Origin of the sequence: Pseudomonas sp. HMSC065H01 (assembly GCF_001815235.1) — a bacterium.
Taxonomy (GTDB): Bacteria; Pseudomonadota; Gammaproteobacteria; order Pseudomonadales; family Pseudomonadaceae; genus Pseudomonas; species Pseudomonas aeruginosa.
This window is the reverse complement of the sequence record NZ_KV819914.1, coordinates 2997-18703: the sequence shown is the minus strand read 5'-3', so window position 1 is coordinate 18703 and position 15707 is coordinate 2997. Positions and strand designations below refer to the sequence as shown.

Annotated in this window: 16 protein-coding genes; 6 read left to right on the top strand and 10 right to left on the bottom strand. The window is 67.2% G+C overall.

The window, feature by feature from the left end; genetic code table 11:
• The first annotated feature begins 12 nt into the window (after window positions 1-12).
• Together HMPREF3014_RS24425 and flgZ are read left to right on the top strand one after the other, a co-directional pair.
• Window positions 13-483 (top strand): flagella synthesis protein FlgN, encoded by a 471-nt coding sequence (locus HMPREF3014_RS24425; protein WP_003091733.1) that lies wholly within the window; start codon window positions 13-15, stop codon window positions 481-483.
• 28 nt (window positions 484-511) lie between these two features.
• Complete coding sequence (gene flgZ, locus HMPREF3014_RS24420; RefSeq protein WP_003119635.1) at window positions 512-1303, top strand: flagellar brake protein FlgZ; 792 nt, start codon at window positions 512-514, stop codon at window positions 1301-1303.
• A gap of 3 nt (window positions 1304-1306) precedes the next feature.
• On the opposite strand, the gene HMPREF3014_RS24415 is transcribed toward flgZ, so the two are convergent.
• The 3 genes from HMPREF3014_RS24415 to HMPREF3014_RS24405 all read right to left on the bottom strand — a co-directional run bounded on the left by HMPREF3014_RS24415 (window position 1307) and on the right by HMPREF3014_RS24405 (window position 4689).
• Window positions 1307-1918 carry a TIGR04282 family arsenosugar biosynthesis glycosyltransferase gene (locus HMPREF3014_RS24415; RefSeq protein ID WP_003113134.1) on the bottom strand — a complete coding sequence of 204 codons (612 nt, stop codon included), beginning with the start codon at window positions 1916-1918 and terminating at the stop codon, window positions 1307-1309.
• A gap of 41 nt (window positions 1919-1959) precedes the next feature.
• The gene (locus tag HMPREF3014_RS24410) at window positions 1960-3264 is read right to left on the bottom strand and encodes an MFS transporter (RefSeq protein WP_003098737.1); all 1305 of its coding nucleotides are present in this window, start codon (window positions 3262-3264) and stop codon (window positions 1960-1962) included.
• A gap of 183 nt (window positions 3265-3447) precedes the next feature.
• Window positions 3448-4689, bottom strand: a complete 1242-nt coding sequence (locus HMPREF3014_RS24405; protein ID WP_003119633.1) for a glutamine synthetase family protein — start codon at window positions 4687-4689, stop codon at window positions 3448-3450.
• 325 nt (window positions 4690-5014) lie between these two features.
• On the opposite strand from HMPREF3014_RS24405, the gene dsdA reads away from it, so the two are divergent.
• Both dsdA and HMPREF3014_RS24395 read left to right on the top strand, forming a co-directional pair.
• Window positions 5015-6361, top strand: a complete 1347-nt coding sequence (gene dsdA / locus HMPREF3014_RS24400; RefSeq protein ID WP_004351142.1) for a D-serine ammonia-lyase — start codon at window positions 5015-5017, stop codon at window positions 6359-6361.
• Window positions 6362-6417: 56 nt separating this feature from the next.
• A complete protein-coding gene (locus HMPREF3014_RS24395) occupies window positions 6418-7296 on the top strand; it encodes a DMT family transporter (protein ID WP_034016644.1) in 879 nt (292 codons plus the stop codon).
• A gap of 4 nt (window positions 7297-7300) precedes the next feature.
• On the opposite strand, the gene HMPREF3014_RS24390 is transcribed toward HMPREF3014_RS24395, so the two are convergent.
• Together HMPREF3014_RS24390 and HMPREF3014_RS24385 are read right to left on the bottom strand one after the other, a co-directional pair.
• On the bottom strand, window positions 7301-8311 hold the full coding sequence (locus tag HMPREF3014_RS24390) for a DUF2955 domain-containing protein (RefSeq protein WP_003122410.1): 1011 nt from the start codon (window positions 8309-8311) through the stop codon (window positions 7301-7303).
• A gap of 22 nt (window positions 8312-8333) precedes the next feature.
• Window positions 8334-9392: an HlyD family secretion protein gene (locus tag HMPREF3014_RS24385; protein WP_003119629.1), complete on the bottom strand. Its 1059-nt coding sequence runs from the start codon at window positions 9390-9392 to the stop codon at window positions 8334-8336.
• A 467-nt stretch (window positions 9393-9859) separates the two neighbouring features.
• Here HMPREF3014_RS24385 and lecB point away from each other — a divergent pair, with 467 nt between their 5' ends.
• The gene (lecB, locus tag HMPREF3014_RS24380; protein ID WP_003098728.1) at window positions 9860-10207 is read left to right on the top strand and encodes a fucose-binding lectin LecB; all 348 of its coding nucleotides are present in this window, start codon (window positions 9860-9862) and stop codon (window positions 10205-10207) included.
• 53 nt (window positions 10208-10260) lie between these two features.
• Here lecB and HMPREF3014_RS24375 read toward each other — a convergent pair whose 3' ends face one another.
• The 5 genes from HMPREF3014_RS24375 to HMPREF3014_RS24355 all read right to left on the bottom strand — a co-directional run bounded on the left by HMPREF3014_RS24375 (window position 10261) and on the right by HMPREF3014_RS24355 (window position 14830).
• Window positions 10261-10779, bottom strand: a complete 519-nt coding sequence (locus HMPREF3014_RS24375; protein ID WP_003098725.1) for an AmiS/UreI family transporter — start codon at window positions 10777-10779, stop codon at window positions 10261-10263.
• A 42-nt stretch (window positions 10780-10821) separates the two neighbouring features.
• Window positions 10822-11412, bottom strand: coding sequence for a transcriptional antitermination factor AmiR (gene amiR / locus HMPREF3014_RS24370; protein ID WP_003098722.1), 591 nt, complete (start codon window positions 11410-11412; stop codon window positions 10822-10824).
• Complete coding sequence (gene amiC, locus HMPREF3014_RS24365) at window positions 11409-12566, bottom strand: aliphatic amidase expression-regulating protein AmiC (protein ID WP_003117566.1); 1158 nt, start codon at window positions 12564-12566, stop codon at window positions 11409-11411. Before amiC ends, amiR begins: the two co-directional genes overlap by 4 nt.
• Before the next feature lie 25 nt (window positions 12567-12591).
• Window positions 12592-13707: an AAA family ATPase gene (locus tag HMPREF3014_RS24360; protein WP_003098718.1), complete on the bottom strand. Its 1116-nt coding sequence runs from the start codon at window positions 13705-13707 to the stop codon at window positions 12592-12594.
• An 82-nt stretch (window positions 13708-13789) separates the two neighbouring features.
• A complete protein-coding gene (locus HMPREF3014_RS24355; RefSeq protein WP_003091756.1) occupies window positions 13790-14830 on the bottom strand; it encodes an aliphatic amidase in 1041 nt (346 codons plus the stop codon).
• 266 nt (window positions 14831-15096) lie between these two features.
• Between HMPREF3014_RS24355 and HMPREF3014_RS24350 the strand changes: the two genes are divergently transcribed.
• Window positions 15097-15435 carry a YdcA family protein gene (locus HMPREF3014_RS24350; RefSeq protein WP_003091758.1) on the top strand — a complete coding sequence of 113 codons (339 nt, stop codon included), beginning with the start codon at window positions 15097-15099 and terminating at the stop codon, window positions 15433-15435.
• The last annotated feature ends 272 nt before the right edge of the window (window positions 15436-15707 follow it).

Here is a 15707-nt window from a genome sequence, read left to right as displayed (position 1 = left end):
CCCGAGCCCGAGATGCCTGACTCCCCTACCCTGCTCGATCTGTTCGCCGAGGATATCGGCCACGCCAGCCAACTCCTGCAGTTGGTCGACGAAGAATTCCAGGCCCTGGAACGGCGCGAGCTGCCGGTCCTGCAACAGCTTCTCGGGGCCAAGCAGCCACTGATGCAGCAACTGGAGCGAAATGGCCGGGCCCGCGCGGAAATCCTCCGCGAAGCCGGCGTTTCCCTCGACCGCGAAGGCCTTGCCCGCTATGCCCGCGAGCGCGCGGATGGCGCCGAGCTGCTGGCGCGCGGCGACGAACTGGGCGAACTGCTGGAGCGTTGCCAGCAGGCCAATCTGCGCAACGGGCGGATCATCCGCGCCAACCAGGCTTCCACCGGCAGCCTGCTGAACATCCTCCGCGGCCAGGACGCCCCGAGCCTGTACGACAGCCGCGGCGGCACCGCCTCGAGCAGCCGGCAACGTCCGCTCAGCCAGGCCTGAACCCGACCAGCACACGTATCAAGGCACAGTGCTATCATTGAGGCATTCGTGCCCCAGGAGAGCATTGAAGGTGCCCAACCCGTTCGTCGAAGAAGCGGGGCCGCAACCCCCGAAGGTGCTCAAGGCCCCCGTGGAAATCCAGGCCAACCTGCGCCTGCTGCAGGATAGCCGCGACTCCCTGCTGATCACCTTTGCCGATCGCAACCAGCGCTTCCAGAGCTTCCTGGTGGACATCGACCGCGACCGCGGGATGGTCGCGCTGGACGAACTCATCCCCAACACCGGCGAACGTTTCCTGCAGAACGGCGAGGCGTTTCGCGTCGAAGCCTTCCACGAAGGCGTGCGTATCGCCTGGGAATGCGAGCGCCCGGTGCAGTTCGGCGAACACGACGGCGTCCCCTGCTACTGGGCCGCCCTTCCCGCCGAAGTGCTCTACCACCAGCGCCGCAACGCCTACCGCGCCAGCATCAAGCAGAGCCAGCCGATCGCCGCGGAAATCGCCGGGGAAAAACTCCGCGCGCCGCTGAGCGGACAACTGCTGGATATCTCCGCCACCGGCGCCAAGCTGCGCTTCGCCGGCAATGTCGCCGAACGCCTGCATCCCGGCGAGATCTACGAAGACTTCAGCGCCCAGCTGCCACAGGGCGCGATCAGTAGCGCGATCGAACTGCGTCACGTGCGCTTCGACGAAAAGCTCGACGCGACCTTCGCCGGCGTCCGCTTCAGCGAGATGAGCGGCCTCGCCCAGCGTCAGGTGGATCGCTTCGTCTACCAGTTACAGCGCGAAGCGCGGCGCTTCGAGAAAGACGAACTGTTCTGAGTTTCACAGGACCAGCCCCAGCGCCGCCAGGCGCGGCAGGTCCTCGGGACGGTCGACGTCCCAGAGCGCCGGCAACAGGTGATGCTCCCAGCCCAGTTGCCGGAGACGCTCGCAGGTGAGCGCCAGCAGGCGGTCTCCGCCCCAGGGCATCGACTCGAACAACAGCGGGTCGACCCGGGTCAGGCCGAGCAGCGCGTAGCCGCCCCGCTCCACCGGCCCCAGCACCGCCTGGTGGCGGCCCAGGGCGGTGCAGGCCGCTTCCAGGTAGTCGCCGTCCAGCACCGGGCAGTCGTGGCGAATCAGCAGTACCGCCTCGCTTTCCGCCAACCCCAGCGCCGCGATACGCCGCATGCGCTCGCCGGGGTCGCCGGCCGGCTGGCTCATCAGGCTCCAGCCCAATGCCACCGCCAGCGCCTGCAGATCGCTGTCCAGATCGTCGTCGAACCAGAGGATGCGGGCGCTGAAACCGCGATCGGGCAGGCGCAGGGCGCGTTCCAGCAATACCCGCTGCAAGCGTCCCGCGCTCTCCTCGCCGATGGCCTGGGCGATCTTCGGCCGCCGCTGCCCGGGCGGCAGGTTGCGCACCATCAGGTGAAGGGAAAGCGTCGGACTCATCGCAACCTCTCCTGCCTATCGGCTCCCGCGGCGAGCGGAGTTCAGTTCTGCGTCGCACCGTCGGCCTGCGGCGCGTCGGGCTCGCCATCGACCATCTGCTCCTGCACCGCCTGTTCGTCTACCCGCGGATCGAGCGCCGCGACCAGCGGGGAGCTGGTCATGTTGTCCGGGGTCGGCACGTGGTGCAGCGGCGCGTCGTCGACCCGGTGCAGGCCGCTGACCTTCTCCGGATGGACCCGCCAGACCAGGATCAGCGCGCAGGCGCTGACGAACGCATATAGCATGTTAGCGCCAAACAGCCGCATCAGCGCGCCGGCCGCCAGCGGCCCGATGCAGGCGCCGACGCCGAAGGTCACCAGCAGCATGGCGGTCAGCGAAACCCGTCGCTCGGTCTCCACATGGTCGTTGGAAAAGGCCACTGCCAGCGGATAGAGGGTGAACTGCAACATGCTCGCGGCGATTCCCAGGGCCAGCAGCAACGCCAGCGGCATCTGTTGCAACAATGCCAGCGGCAAGGCGAACAGGCACAGCAGGATGGCGCAGGCGCGGATCAGCCAGGCGCGGTCGCGACGGTCGGACAGCCAGCCGAGCGGCCACTGCACCAGCAGCCCGGCGAAGATGCAGGCGCCCATGTACAGGCCGACCTGCTCGTTGGGCAACCCCAACTGGTTGGCATACAGCGGCGCCAGGCCATAGAAGGAGCCGACCACCAGCCCCGAGACCAATACGGTGGTCAGCGACTGCGGCACCCGGCGGATGAAGAAACGTGGTTCGAGCGGCGCCGGGCGCAGCGCTGCGGGGTGGATCTTGTGGGTCAGGGCCAGCGGCACCAGGCACAGGGCGAAGCAGAAGGCCACCAGCATCAGCAACTCCGGCCCCAGTTGCGGATGCGCCACCAGGATCATCTGGCCGAGCACCAGGCCCAGGTAGGAAGCCGCCATGTAGCCGCCGAACACCGCGCCGCGCTGGCTGGCATCGGCCTGCTCGTTGAGCCAGCTCTCGATCACCATGTACTGGCACATCAGGCCCAGGCCCATCACCATGCGCAAGGCGATCCAGGCCGGCAGCCAGGGCAGCAGGCCATGGCCGAGGACCGCGGCGGTGACCACCCCGGCGCAGGCGACGTAGGCGCGGATGTGTCCGACCCGGGCGATCAGCCGGTGACCGACCTTGCCGCCCAGCACCAGGCCGAAGTAGTTGGCTGCCATCAGCGCGCCGACCCACAGGCCGTCGACCTTGTCCGCCGCCAGGCGCAGCGCCAGGTAGGTGCTGAGCAGGCCGGAGCCGGTGAGCATCAGCAGGGTAGCGAAATAGAGAGCGCGAAAAGAGAAGAAAATCCGCCGCATCGGACCTCCGGTCCCGTACAAGGGAGCCGGCGCCGCTCGCGGACTGCCCGGCTCGCACAGCGTTGGAGTCCCGGGGAGGCCCCGGGACAGGACGCGGGATGCCGAAGCCGGCACCCGACACCACGACCCTGCCGCCGCGAGGCGGCAGGGGGTGACACAGGGCTAGGAAAGTACCACGGTGGATCAGGCCTGGGCTGCCAGGACGCGACGCTCCCAGGGGCTGATCTCGTCGAAGAAGCTGGTCAGCTCCATGCTCTTGGTCGCCACGTAGCCTTCGACGAACTCGCTGCCGAACAGTTCGCGCGCCAGCGCGCTGCCTTTCAGGCGCCGCAGGGCGTCGTACATGGTGCAAGGCAGGGTCAACTCCTCCGGTACCTCGAACTCACCCTGGATCGCCGGGCTCGGCTCCAGTTCGTGCTCCAGGCCGTAGAGACCGGCGGCCAGGCTGGCGGCGATGGCCAGGTAAGGGTTGGCGTCGGCGCCCGGCAGGCGATTCTCGACGCGCCGCGCGGAGGCTCCGCTGGCCGGGATGCGCAGGCCGGCGGCGCGGTTGTCGTGGGACCAGCAGGCGTTGTTCGGCGAAGCGTAGGGATGGCAGAGGCGCTGGAAGGAGTTCACATGCGGCGCGAAGAAGGGCGTGAAGTCCGCCAGGCAGGCCTGCTGGCCGCCGATGAAGTGGCGGAACGCGGCGGAAGGCTCGCCATCGGCTTCGCTGAAGATGTTTCGCCCGCCGTCCAGTTCGACGATGCTCTGGTGGATGTGCATCGAGCTGCCCGGCGTCTTCGCCAGCGGCTTGGCCATGCACACCACGATCAGGCCGTGCTTGAGCGCGACCTCCTTGAGCAGGTGCTTGAACAGGAAGGTCTGGTCGGCCAGCAGGACCGGGTCGCCATGCAGGAAGTTGATCTCGAACTGGCTGGTGCCCATCTCGTGCATGAAGGTGTCGCGCACCAGGCCCAGCGCATCCATGCAGCGGTAGACGTCCTCGAAGAACGGCCGCAGGCCGTTGTTGGAAGACACGCTGAAGGCCGAATAGCCCAGCTCGCGCCGGCCATCCGGCCCCAGCGGGGCCTGGAACGGCTCGTTGGGATCGGTGTTCGGGGCGAAGACGAAGAACTCCAGTTCGGTGGCCACCACCGGTTGCCAGCCGTGGGCGGCGTAGCGCGCCACCACCTGCTTGAGCAGGCCGCGGGTGGACAGCCCGGACGGCGTGCCATCCAGTTCCTGCGCATCGCAGATGGCGAAGGCGCGCGGAGTGTTGCTCCAGGGCAGGCGATGGACCTGGGTCGGCTCGGCGACCAGCGCCAGGTCGCCATCGTCGCTGCCATAGAAGCGCGCCGGCGGGTAGCCGCCCATGATGCATTGCAGCAGCACGCCACGGGCGAGCTGCAGGCGCCGGCCGCTGAGGAAGCCCTCGCCGGTCATCACCTTGCCGCGCGGCACCCCGTTGAGGTCGGGGGTGACGCATTCGATTTCTTCAACTCCAGCCAGCCGTTCGGCGAGTGAGCCTTGGCCTTCGATAGTCATGACTTCTTATCCTTGTTGGTATCGCGGATGCCGCACCGGGCGGCGGCCGCGTACAAAATACGCATCGCTTGTTCAAGATATCAAGCATGCGGCACATTCTCGCGTGTGCAAAGCCTTTCGCCGCAGAGGCGTTCTGCCTTGCCTGCCGGGTACGAGGAAAAACGCCGGCCAGGCGTATATCCTCTGTGCCTTCGCCGCCCTACCCGCCACAGGAGTACTGCCGTTGATTCTCGGAACACCCAAGGCCGACTGGCTCGCCGAATTCCCGCGCCTGGCCGACCTCATCGCCCTGCGTCCGAGCGAGTGGTTCAACCCGGCCATCGCGCCGAGCGCCGAAGCCCTGGCCGACGTCGGCCTCGGCGCCGCCGACGTGGCCGACGCCAGCGCCCGCCTGCAGCGCTTCGCCCCGCTGATCGCCCGGCTGTTTCCGGAAACCGCCGCCAGCGGCGGCATCATCGAGTCCGACCTGGTCGAGGTCGCCACCTTCCACGATGCCCTGCGCCAGCATTACGCCGCCGAACTGCCCGGCCGGCTCTGGCTGAAACGCGATAGCCACCTGCCGATCTCCGGCTCGATCAAGGCCCGCGGCGGCATCTATGAAGTGCTCGCCCATGCCGAGCGCCTGGCCCTGGAGCACGGCCTGGTCGGCCTCGACGACGACTACTCGCGGCTGGCCGAGGCGGATTGCCGGGCATTCTTCGCCCGCCACCGGATAGCGGTGGGCTCCACCGGCAACCTGGGCCTTTCCATCGGCATCATCGGCGCCGCGCTGGGCTTCCAGGCCAGCGTGCACATGTCCGCCGACGCCCGCCAGTGGAAGAAGGACAAGCTGCGCGCCCACGGCGTGACGGTGGTGGAGTACGCCTCCGACTACAGTGTCGCGGTGGAACAGGGCCGCCGCGAAGCGGCCGGCGATCCCTACACCCATTTCGTCGACGACGAAAACTCCCGCGACCTGTTCCTCGGCTACGCCGTCGCCGCCGAGCGACTGCGCGGCCAGTTGGACGCCGCCGGCATCCGCGTCGACAGCGAGCACCCGCTGTTCGTCCATCTGCCCTGCGGGGTCGGCGGCGGTCCCGGCGGGGTGGCCTTCGGCCTCAAGCTGGCGTTCGGCGACGCGGTGCACTGCCTGTTCGCCGAGCCGACCCATTCGCCCTGCATGTTCCTCGGCGTCTATACCGGCCGCCACGAGCAGGTTTCGGTGCAGGACTTCGGCATCGACAACCGCACCGCCGCCGATGGCCTGGCGGTGGGGCGTCCGTCGGGCTTCGTCGGCCGCGCCATGCAGCGCCTGCTCGACGGCTACTACACGGTGGACGACGACGAGTTGTTCCGCCTGCTCGCCTTGCTCGAGCGCAGCCAGGGCATCCGCCTGGAACCCTCGGCCCTGGCCGGCGCGCCGGGCATCGCCCGGGTCACCCGTGAGCCGCAGGGCTATCGCGAACGCATGGGGCTGACCTCGGCGCGCCTGGCCAATGCCACCCACCTGGTCTGGGCCACCGGCGGCGGCATGGTGCCCGAGACGGAAATGCGCGCCTACCTGGAGCGAGGCCGCTCGCTGCTGGACTGACACCGACACGCGCGGGGCGCCACGACCGTCCCGCCACCTCCCGACGAGGACCTTGCATGCGCACACCCGCCTGGCTCGGCAGCGGCATGCCGCTGCTCTTCGTGCTGCTCTGGAGCACTGGATTCCTCGGCGCCAAGTTCGGCCTGCCGTACGCCGAGCCCTTCACCTTCCTGGCCATCCGCCTGCTCCTCGCGGCCACCCTGCTGGCCGCCTTCGCCCTGCTCAGCGGTGCGCCCTGGCCGGGCTCGGCACGGCTGGCCGGGCATGTCGCGGTCGCCGGCCTGCTGGTCCATGGCCTGTACCTGGGCGGGGTGTTCCTCGCCATCGAGCACGGCATGTCGGCCGGCCTGACCTCCCTGTTGGTCGGCCTGCAACCGCTGGCTACCGCGGCCCTGGCCGGCATCTGGCTCGGCGAGCAGGTCAGCCGCCGGCAATGGCTGGGACTGGCGCTCGGCCTGGCTGGCGTAGCCCTGGTGGTACTCGGCCGCATCCACGGTGGCGCCGACGGCCTGGCCTGGGCTGCGGTGCTGGTGGCACTGGCGGCGATCACCTGCGGCACGCTGTACCAGAAGCGCTTCTGCGGCGGCATGGACCTGCGCACCGGCGGCGTCGTCCAGTACCTGGCCAGCGGCGCCCTGCTCGGCCTCGCCGCGCTGCTTTTCGAAAGCCGCGAGGTGCAGTGGAGCACGCCGTTCGTGCTGACCCTCGGCTGGCTGGTGCTGGGACTCTCGTTCGGCGCCGTCGGCCTGCTCTACACGCTGATCCGGCATGGCGCCGCGTCAAAGGTGGCGAGCCTGTTCTACCTGGTGCCGCCAGTGACCGCGCTGGCCTCCTGGCTGCTGTTCGACGAGCGCCTGGCGCCGGCGGCGATCGGCGGCATGCTGCTGGTGATGCTCGGCGTCGCGCTGGTCAACTGGTCGGGCCGGCGCGCCTGAGGCCTCAGTGGCTGTAGTGCCGGGTGGCGGCGAAGCGGTTGAGGAACAGGTGGATCACCAGCACCGTCATCAACGTGATCAGCACCGCGAAGCACACCGAGGTAAATCGGTAGAGCACGCTGTACATCATGTCGTGGGTTGGCGTCAGGTACTGGCCGAGGACGATCGCCAGGGTGGTCAGCGCGCCGAAACCGATCCCCGGTACGCCGTTCTCCAGCATGTGGATGCGCGCGCAGAACATCGCCGAGATCCACAGCAACAGGGCGACGAAGGGCAGGATGTCGTAGTGATCGTAGAGCAGCACCTGCAAGCCCACCGCCAGCGCACAGCCGAGCAGCGTACCGAGGGCGCGGATGCGCCCGGCGAAGTGCACGCCCTTCCAGTGCATGGGAAACAACACCAGGATCGAGGCGATCTGCGCCGACAGCGAGTCCTTCAGGTCGAAGGTCTGGAAGACCACGAAGGACAAGGTCGCCACCGTGGCCCCGAGCAGCGTCTCGTGGCGCCGGCTGGGGGCGTCCTTGGCCGGCGCCTGGCGCGGCGACCGCGGTTCGACGTCGGGGAACAGGTAGAACATCAGCACGGCGATGGCCACCGTCAGCCAGGTGGCGACCATGTTGCTGGCGAGCATGTCGAACAGATCGACGTCCGGATAGCTGGCAAAGTGCAGCAGCATCGAGAGGAACACCGAACTCAGTGCGCCGAAGAAGAACAGCGGGCCGCGCGCCATCAGGGCGAAGCGGTAGACGAAGAGGCCGAAGACGATAGGCGTCATCAGCAGCGGCCGGTCGCCGAACAACCCGTACAGCACCAGTACCTCGACGCTGATCACCACCGAGTTGGCGAGGAACTGGCGGACGATGTGCAGGTTGATCACCGGCGTCAGGCCGAGCAGCAGCATCGGGTAGACGCCGAAGAACGAGCCGTAGTCCCAGTTCATCAGCTTGCAGACGAAGAACCCCAGGGTGCCGCCGCCGGCGATGCGCAGGCACTGACGCAGGTCGTTGGCGGACATCGCGAGCTTGGCCGGCATGGCGTCAGTAGACGTAGTGCAGCAGGCTGATGGCGACGATCTGCGCGCGACCGAGCAGATGGCTCAGGCCGTCGCCGGGATAGAGCTGCACGGTGGCCTTGGCACCGGTGGGCAGCAGGCCTTCGGGAAGTTCGTCGAGCACCACGTGCAGGCGCTGGCGCTGGGCGTCGCGGACCCAGCGGTCGGAGGTGACCGGCGCGGCGAGGTCGCCGTTGGCGTCCAGCTGGCCCTCCTTGACCCCGGCGTCGATGGCCGCCACCCGCGCGCCGAACACTTCGCCGGGACGCGCGTCGAACACCACCGCCGCACGGTCGCCAGGGCGCACGTAGCGCAGCGATTTCTCGCGGAAGTCGGCGACGATGTCGATACGGTCGTCCACCAGCGCCGCCACCGGCGTTCCGGCCGGAACGTAGGTGCCCGGGGTCAGTTGCAGGTTGCTCAGGGTCCCGGCGCGGTCGGCCCGGACGCTGCTGTATTGCAGTTGCAGACGAGCCTGGGCCAGGGCATTGCGCGCCTGGCGCAGGCGCAGGTTGTCCTCGCCGGCCGTGCCGCGTCGCGCGGTCAGCTCGCCGATCCGCGCCTGGGCCGCGGCGACCCGGGCACGGGCGGCCTGGGCCTGGGCGCTGACCTGCTCGTGCATCTGCTGCGACACATGGTGGCGCTGCACCAGTTGGGCGGTGCGGCGCGCCTCGCTGTCCAGCTCGCCGGCGCTGCTGCGCGCGGCCAGGAGGTCGGCCTTGGCCGAGGCGATGGCGGCATCCAGTTCGCGGTTGGTGCGCTCGGCTTCCTCCAGTGCCAGTTCGGCCTGGCGCACGGCCAGTCGGAAAGGCTCGGGATCGAGGCGGAACAATACTTCGCCGGGCTGCACGTGGCCGTTGTTGGACACCAGCACCTCGGCGACCTGACCGCTGACACGCGGCGCGACGCGCACCACCGGCCGGGTCAACTGGGCCTGCGGGGTGAGCGGCATCCACAGGTCGGCGACCAGGAAGTAGACGAACAGCAACACGAATACCGCGATAGCGACTTGAACCCAACGGGCAAATCGTTGATCGGGAGTCATAGGGTACGAGCCTCGAATCCAGCGGGAATGCAGTCGCCGCAGCGGGGCCTGAATGCGGGGGTTGGCGCGGCCGGGATGGAACCGGCGACCCGGACGACGGCCAGTGGGTAGCCGTCGCCGCTGCGGCGACCAGGTGACGCAGTATATTTCGAGACAATCGCCCCTGGCCTGCCGGCATCGGCAATAGATCGTTACAGACAGCGTAACAATCGAACCAGCCGGCACGGCAGGCCGCTGCCGCAGTCCGGCACCGGGCCATGCATCGCCAGTGCCAGGACACCCCTGTAGCCCTCCTGCGAACTCTAGCAGTGGTCGCGCCCGGTCGACGGCGTAGATTGGCTGAACGATGCGTCCTTCCTGCCTGCGCATCGCCTGCCGCCAAGGACTGCGGATTTCTCCCGACACGCCATACCGCGCGCCAGACGGCTGCCTGAAAAGGCAGGCCAGGTATTCAGTGGAGATACACCATGGCAACACAAGGAGTGTTCACCCTTCCCGCCAACACCCGGTTCGGCGTCACCGCCTTCGCCAACTCGTCCGGAACCCAGACGGTGAACGTGCTGGTCAACAACGAGACGGCCGCGACCTTCAGCGGGCAAAGCACCAATAACGCCGTCATCGGCACCCAGGTGCTCAACTCCGGCAGCAGTGGCAAGGTACAGGTCCAGGTCAGCGTCAACGGCCGCCCCTCGGATCTGGTCTCGGCACAGGTAATCCTGACCAACGAGCTGAACTTCGCCCTGGTCGGCTCTGAAGACGGCACCGACAACGACTACAACGACGCCGTCGTGGTGATCAACTGGCCGCTCGGCTAGGAGTTCGGAAGGGACGGGATGGCGGCAAGCCGCCATCCCTTTCCGACTTCCTGCTATGCCTTGAGCACCTGCCCGAGCAGCAGCAGGCCGGGCAACCAGGCGGTGAATATGGCGCTGGCCAGGGTCAGGTAGGCCACCGGCTTCTGGATGCTGCGGGACAGCCCCAGCAGCAGGAAGAAACAGAACCAGAGCAACGCCCAGACTGTCCAGTTGACCGCGTTCCACAGGCCGAACGGACCACTGGCGCCGGCGAACGACTCGATCGCCACGGTGCAGGCGGTGAGGCTGACGAACAGGCAGAACCAGCCGAGGCCCTTGCCGTCCACCTCGAGGAACTGGTTGGCGGCCACCCACAGATAGGTAAAAGCGAATAGCAGGGTTAGCGCTCCGGCCTTCAGCGAGCCCTGCCCGGCTGCTGCGGAAAAGATCAGGTAGAACGCGACGCAGGCGCTCAGCACGCCGACCAGGAAGTTGATCACCGCCACCTCCCGACCACTGATCTTGCCCAGCAACCAGACGGCATTGAGAAACAGCACCGCGCCAACGTACAGCAGAACCAGTCCCAGCATCATGACGATACCCCTCTTGTTATTGTTCTGGTCGGCCCGGATCGCTCAGGCGGACGGCTCGTTTCCCAGCAACTCCTGAGCGATCTTCAGGATCGGCTCGCGCCGCTTCATCGCTTCCCGCGACAGGTACTGGTGCGCCTCGCGCTCGTCCCAGCCATGGCGCTGCATCAGCAACGCCTTGGCCTGGTTGATCCGGGCCTGGCCGGCGATGCGTTCCTGAAGCTGCTCGGTCTTCTGCTTCAGCTTCGCCATTTCCTCGCTGATGCGCCGCGCCGATACCAGCACAGGCAGCACCCGGTGGGCGTCGAGCGGCTGGGTGATCACGCCGTGACACTCCAGCTCGATGATCTGCGAGAGCACCGCGGGGCTTTCGTACTCCACCAGCGCCACCAGGGTAGTGCGCGGAGTTCCGGCGGCGAGCAGCGCAGCGATCTCGTCGTGGTGGCGATTCTGGAAAATGCTGGTGAAGACCACGTCCACCGGCACGTCGAAAGCTTCCGGCGGCGGCCAGCACTGGCGCACCGAACAACCGATGCGGATCAGCTGCAAGACCAGGGCGTCGCTGACCTCTCCCGGCGGGTTGAGTACCAGCACCTGCAACTCGCGCAGGCTGCCGAGCAGCGAGTTGGCGCTCATGGGAGCGCTCCCCCGCCCATGCTGGCGGACCAGTCGTCGAGGTTATGCACGACGACATAAGGATCGGGGCGAATCGGTTCGGGCGACTGCCAGCGGACCTGGAACACGCCGCGCGCATCGATTTCCGCGATGCGCGAAGACAGGCGGCTGTGGTTGTTCTGGCGCTCCACCCGGACCGGCCCCTGGGGCGCGTCGATGTCGATGTCGTACAGGTGCCGCTGCACGTCTTCCACCCGCCAGCTGCCTGCGGCCTGCGCGGCGCGGCCGAGCAACAAGGTCTGCCAGTAGGCCGCCTCGGCCCAGGCAGTGATGGTCGCGTTCTCCGGGAAGAAACCATGGCAGGCCTGGACGAAGGCTCGGCTGGCGGGCGTATCGATGCTGGAGAAGTAAGGCGCGACCACCACCTGCCCCTCTGCCACGTCGCTCTCCATCTTCGCCACCTCCGCCTCGCTGGTGGTCAGGCTGGCGATCGGCGGCCGCCTGCCATCGCCGTAGCGACGGGCGATGGCGCGATACAGCTCGGCGGTGCCGGTGCCCACCACGGTGGAGAAGACCACGTCGGCGCGCGCCTGGTAGATGCGCTCGACGGCGCGCTGCACGTCGTCGTCGGAGGGATACAGCGGAATGTAGATTTCCTCGAGCACCGTGCCGCCGTGCTGGCGGTACAGGTGGCGCATCACATGGTTGCTTTCCCGCGGATAGATGTAGTCCGAGCCGATGAACACCACCCGCTCGCCGTAGTGGCGAATCAGGTACGCCGCCAGCGGCGCACTGTTCTGGTTCGGCGCCGGACCGCCGTAGACGATGTTCGGCGAATACTCGAAGCCCTCGTAGGGGGTCGGGTAGCAGAGCAGCGCGTCGGCGCGCTCGACCACCGGCATCACCGCCTTGCGCGTGTGCGACATGTAGCAGCCCACGAGGAACCGTACCCCCCGGTTGCGAATGAAGTCCTCGGCGCACAGCCGATAGCGGTCCGGGTCGCCGCCAGGGTCCTGGGACAGCGTTTCGATCGGGCGACCGCCGACGCCGCCCTCGCGGTTCAGTTGCTCGACCGCAAGCAATGCGCCATAGCGCTGCGAGCGCTCGATATCGGCGGTGACGCCGGTTTCGGAGAACAGCAGGCCGATCAGCGGCCGCTCCTGGTGCGATCCCATCCGTTTCCTCTCCTGTGACTGTCGCTCAGCGCCGCACGAAGCGAACCCGCTCGTGCTCCAGGCTCGCCAGGTAGGTCGTGCAGTTCCCGTCGCCCGGCTGGTGGTGGTCGAGCAGATGCTCGGCCAGCGGTACCTCGAGATGATGACGGACGCTGCGGCGCAACGCACGGGCGCCGAACTGCCGGTCGAAGCCGGCGCGGGCGATCTTCGCCAGCACCTCCGGGGTCGCCTCCAGGCGGCAGCGATGCTTCTCCAGGCGCCGGTTGAGCCGCTGCACCTCCAGCTCGACCAGGCGCGCGACGACGTCGCGTTCGATCCAGTTGAAGGTGACCACGCTATCGAGGCGATTGACGAACTCCGGCGAGAAAGTCTTCAGCAGCCGGGCCCGGACCATCCCGTCGATGTCCCGCCGCCGGCGCTCGCCGCCGACCGGCAGCAGGCGCCAGGGCAGGCGCTGGCGACGCTCGTCGTAGCGCTGGATCTCATGGGCGCAGAGATTGCTGGTCATGAACACCAGGGTATTGCGGAAATGGTAGGTGCGTTCGCCGGAAGCGACCCGCAGCAGGCCGTTGTCGAGTACGTTGAGCAACGCATGGACCACTTCCGGGCTGGCCTTTTCCAGTTCGTCGAAGAGAACGATGCCGGGGCGCCCGGGACTGCCGTCCAGCTTGTCCTGCTCCAACAGGGTGGTGCCCTCCTTCGCCCCGACGTAGCCCGGCGGCGCACCGGTGAGGGCGGCGGCATAGTGCTCCTGGGACAGGGTGTTCATGTCCACCCGGCAGAACCCCTCGGCGTCGCCGTGCAGGGCCCTGGCCAGGGCGCGCACGATCTCGGTCTTGCCGACCCCGGTGGGGCCGAGGAACAGCGCGCTGAACAGCGGACGGCGCGGGTCGGCGATGTCCGCGCGAACCACCTTGAGCATGTCCTCGACGGCCTGTAGCGCCGGTTCCTGGCCGAGCACCTCGGCGCGCAGGCAGTCCATCACCGCCGCCGGGTCGAAACGGAAACGGCTGTGCAGGGCGCTGCGGTGACTCAGGTGGGCCTGGAGCAGACTTGCCTCGGCAAGATTCTCCCGCGCCAGGGCCTGTTCCTCGTCCTGCTGCCGGCGGGACTGGTCGAGCATGTCGCTCAGAAAAGGCATGGATGAAACTCCTTCTGCCACAGGGGGAAATGGCGGAGACGGCGTGCCGCACGACGGCACGCCGGGCTGGCGGCGTCTGCCGTCAGGCCTCCTTCTCCAGTCCCTCGTAGGGCAGCCGGCCGACCGGGCATTGCGCCACACCGGTAGTCGAGCGGGTCAGTCGCTCGACATTCTCGCGCGCCTTCTCGGCGTCGGTGACCCAGGTGCGGTAGAACTCGAACGGACACTCCGCCAGGCCCCGGTCGCCATCGCCGGACGCCTGCAAGCCGCTGTAGCCGCGGTGGAGGATCTTGAACAGGTGGTTCTGCGACTGATCGTTGGCGCGCGCATCGCGGATCTGCGAAAGCGACAGCTGGGCGTACTGGATACCCATTTCCTCCTCGCCGCACTCACCGAGGGTACGACCGTCGAAGCCGATGATCGCCGAGTGGCCGAAGTAGGAATACACGCCGTCGAAGCCGGCGGCGTTGGCCACCGCCACATAGCAGTTGTTGGCCCAGGCCATGGCCTTGGCCATCATCACCTGCTGGTCCTTGGCCGGATACATGTAGCCCTGGCAGCGCACGATCAGCTCGGCGCCCTTCATCGCGCAGTCGCGCCAGATTTCCGGGTAGTTGCCGTCGTCGCAGATGATCAGGCTGATCTTCATGCCCTTCGGCCCTTCGCTGACGTAGGTCTGGCCACCGGGATACCAGCCCTCGATGGGGCACCAGGGAATGATCTTGCGGTACTTCTGGACGATCTCGCCGTTGTTGTCGATCAGCACCAGGGTGTTGTACGGCGCCTTGCGCGGATGCTCCTCGTGCCGTTCGCCGGTGAGGGAGAATACGCCCCAGACGTTGGCCTTGCGGCAGGCGCGGGAGAATATCTCGGTTTCCTCGCCGGGGATCGCCACCGCGGTTTCCATCATCTCCGCCGGATCGTACATGATGCCCTGCAGGCTGTACTCGGGGAACACCACCAGGTCCATGCCGGGCAGGCCCTGCTTCATGCCAACGATCATGTCGGCAATCTTCCGGGCGTTGTCCAGGACCTCCGCCGCGGTGTGCAGGCGCGGCATCTTGTAGTTGACCACCGCCACTCCGACGGTGTCGTTGCTGCTGGAAATATCGCCGTGACGCATGGATATCACCTCTTGTTGTTATTTTTTCGGGACGAAAAAAGGCCCTCCCGGGTAACCCCGGGAGAGCCCATTTGCTCTGTACGTATGCGTTAGGTTCGGTCCCGCGACATCGACGCTGATGCGCATGACCTGATGGCGCCACTTATAAGCCCCGTTGAAAAGACCTGTCAAGGCTCGGGTAAGACCATGTAATCGGCGCGCTCGCGAAAGCGCACGGCGCGCGCCTGAGATAGCATGCAGCCATCATTCGCACGGAAGCTTCGCCAATGAAATTCGGACTCTTCGCCTCGACTGCCCTCTTCCTCCTGTCGGTCTGCGCACTTCCGGCGCTGGCTGCCAATAGCCCCTGCTCGGGAAAGAAAGGCGGTATCGCCGGTTGCGACGGCGATATCTTCCTCTGCAACGACGGCTCCATCAGCGCCTCGAAGCGCAGTTGCGCGGCCTACTTCGGCAACGCCGGCGGACGTACCGGACAACCCGCCGTACAGCGTCTGCAAGGCACGACGCAGGGCTGTGCCTGTGGCAGCGGCTCGTTCTGCACAGGCCCGCGCGGAGGGGTGTACTGCCTGACGCCGGGCGGCAAGAAAAGCTATCGGAGAAAGTGACGGCAAGCGGACTGTCGAAGCGGCGAGGGAAGCTGGAGCAGAGCATGAAATGGCGTCCCTAAAGGCGCACCTTGGGACGCATAGGCGTACTGACGCTCAATCAGGCACAAAAGAAGACGCTCGGGGCCTGCAAGCATGTAGAGCCCCTAATAGTGACTCAGGGGCAAAGGACCATAAAGGAGCATAAAGGGGACAGATTTATTTTCTCTACTCTAATTTTTCTAGCATGGAGACTCCAGCGCAGATGCCGTAAAGGAACTTCGCGATGCCTA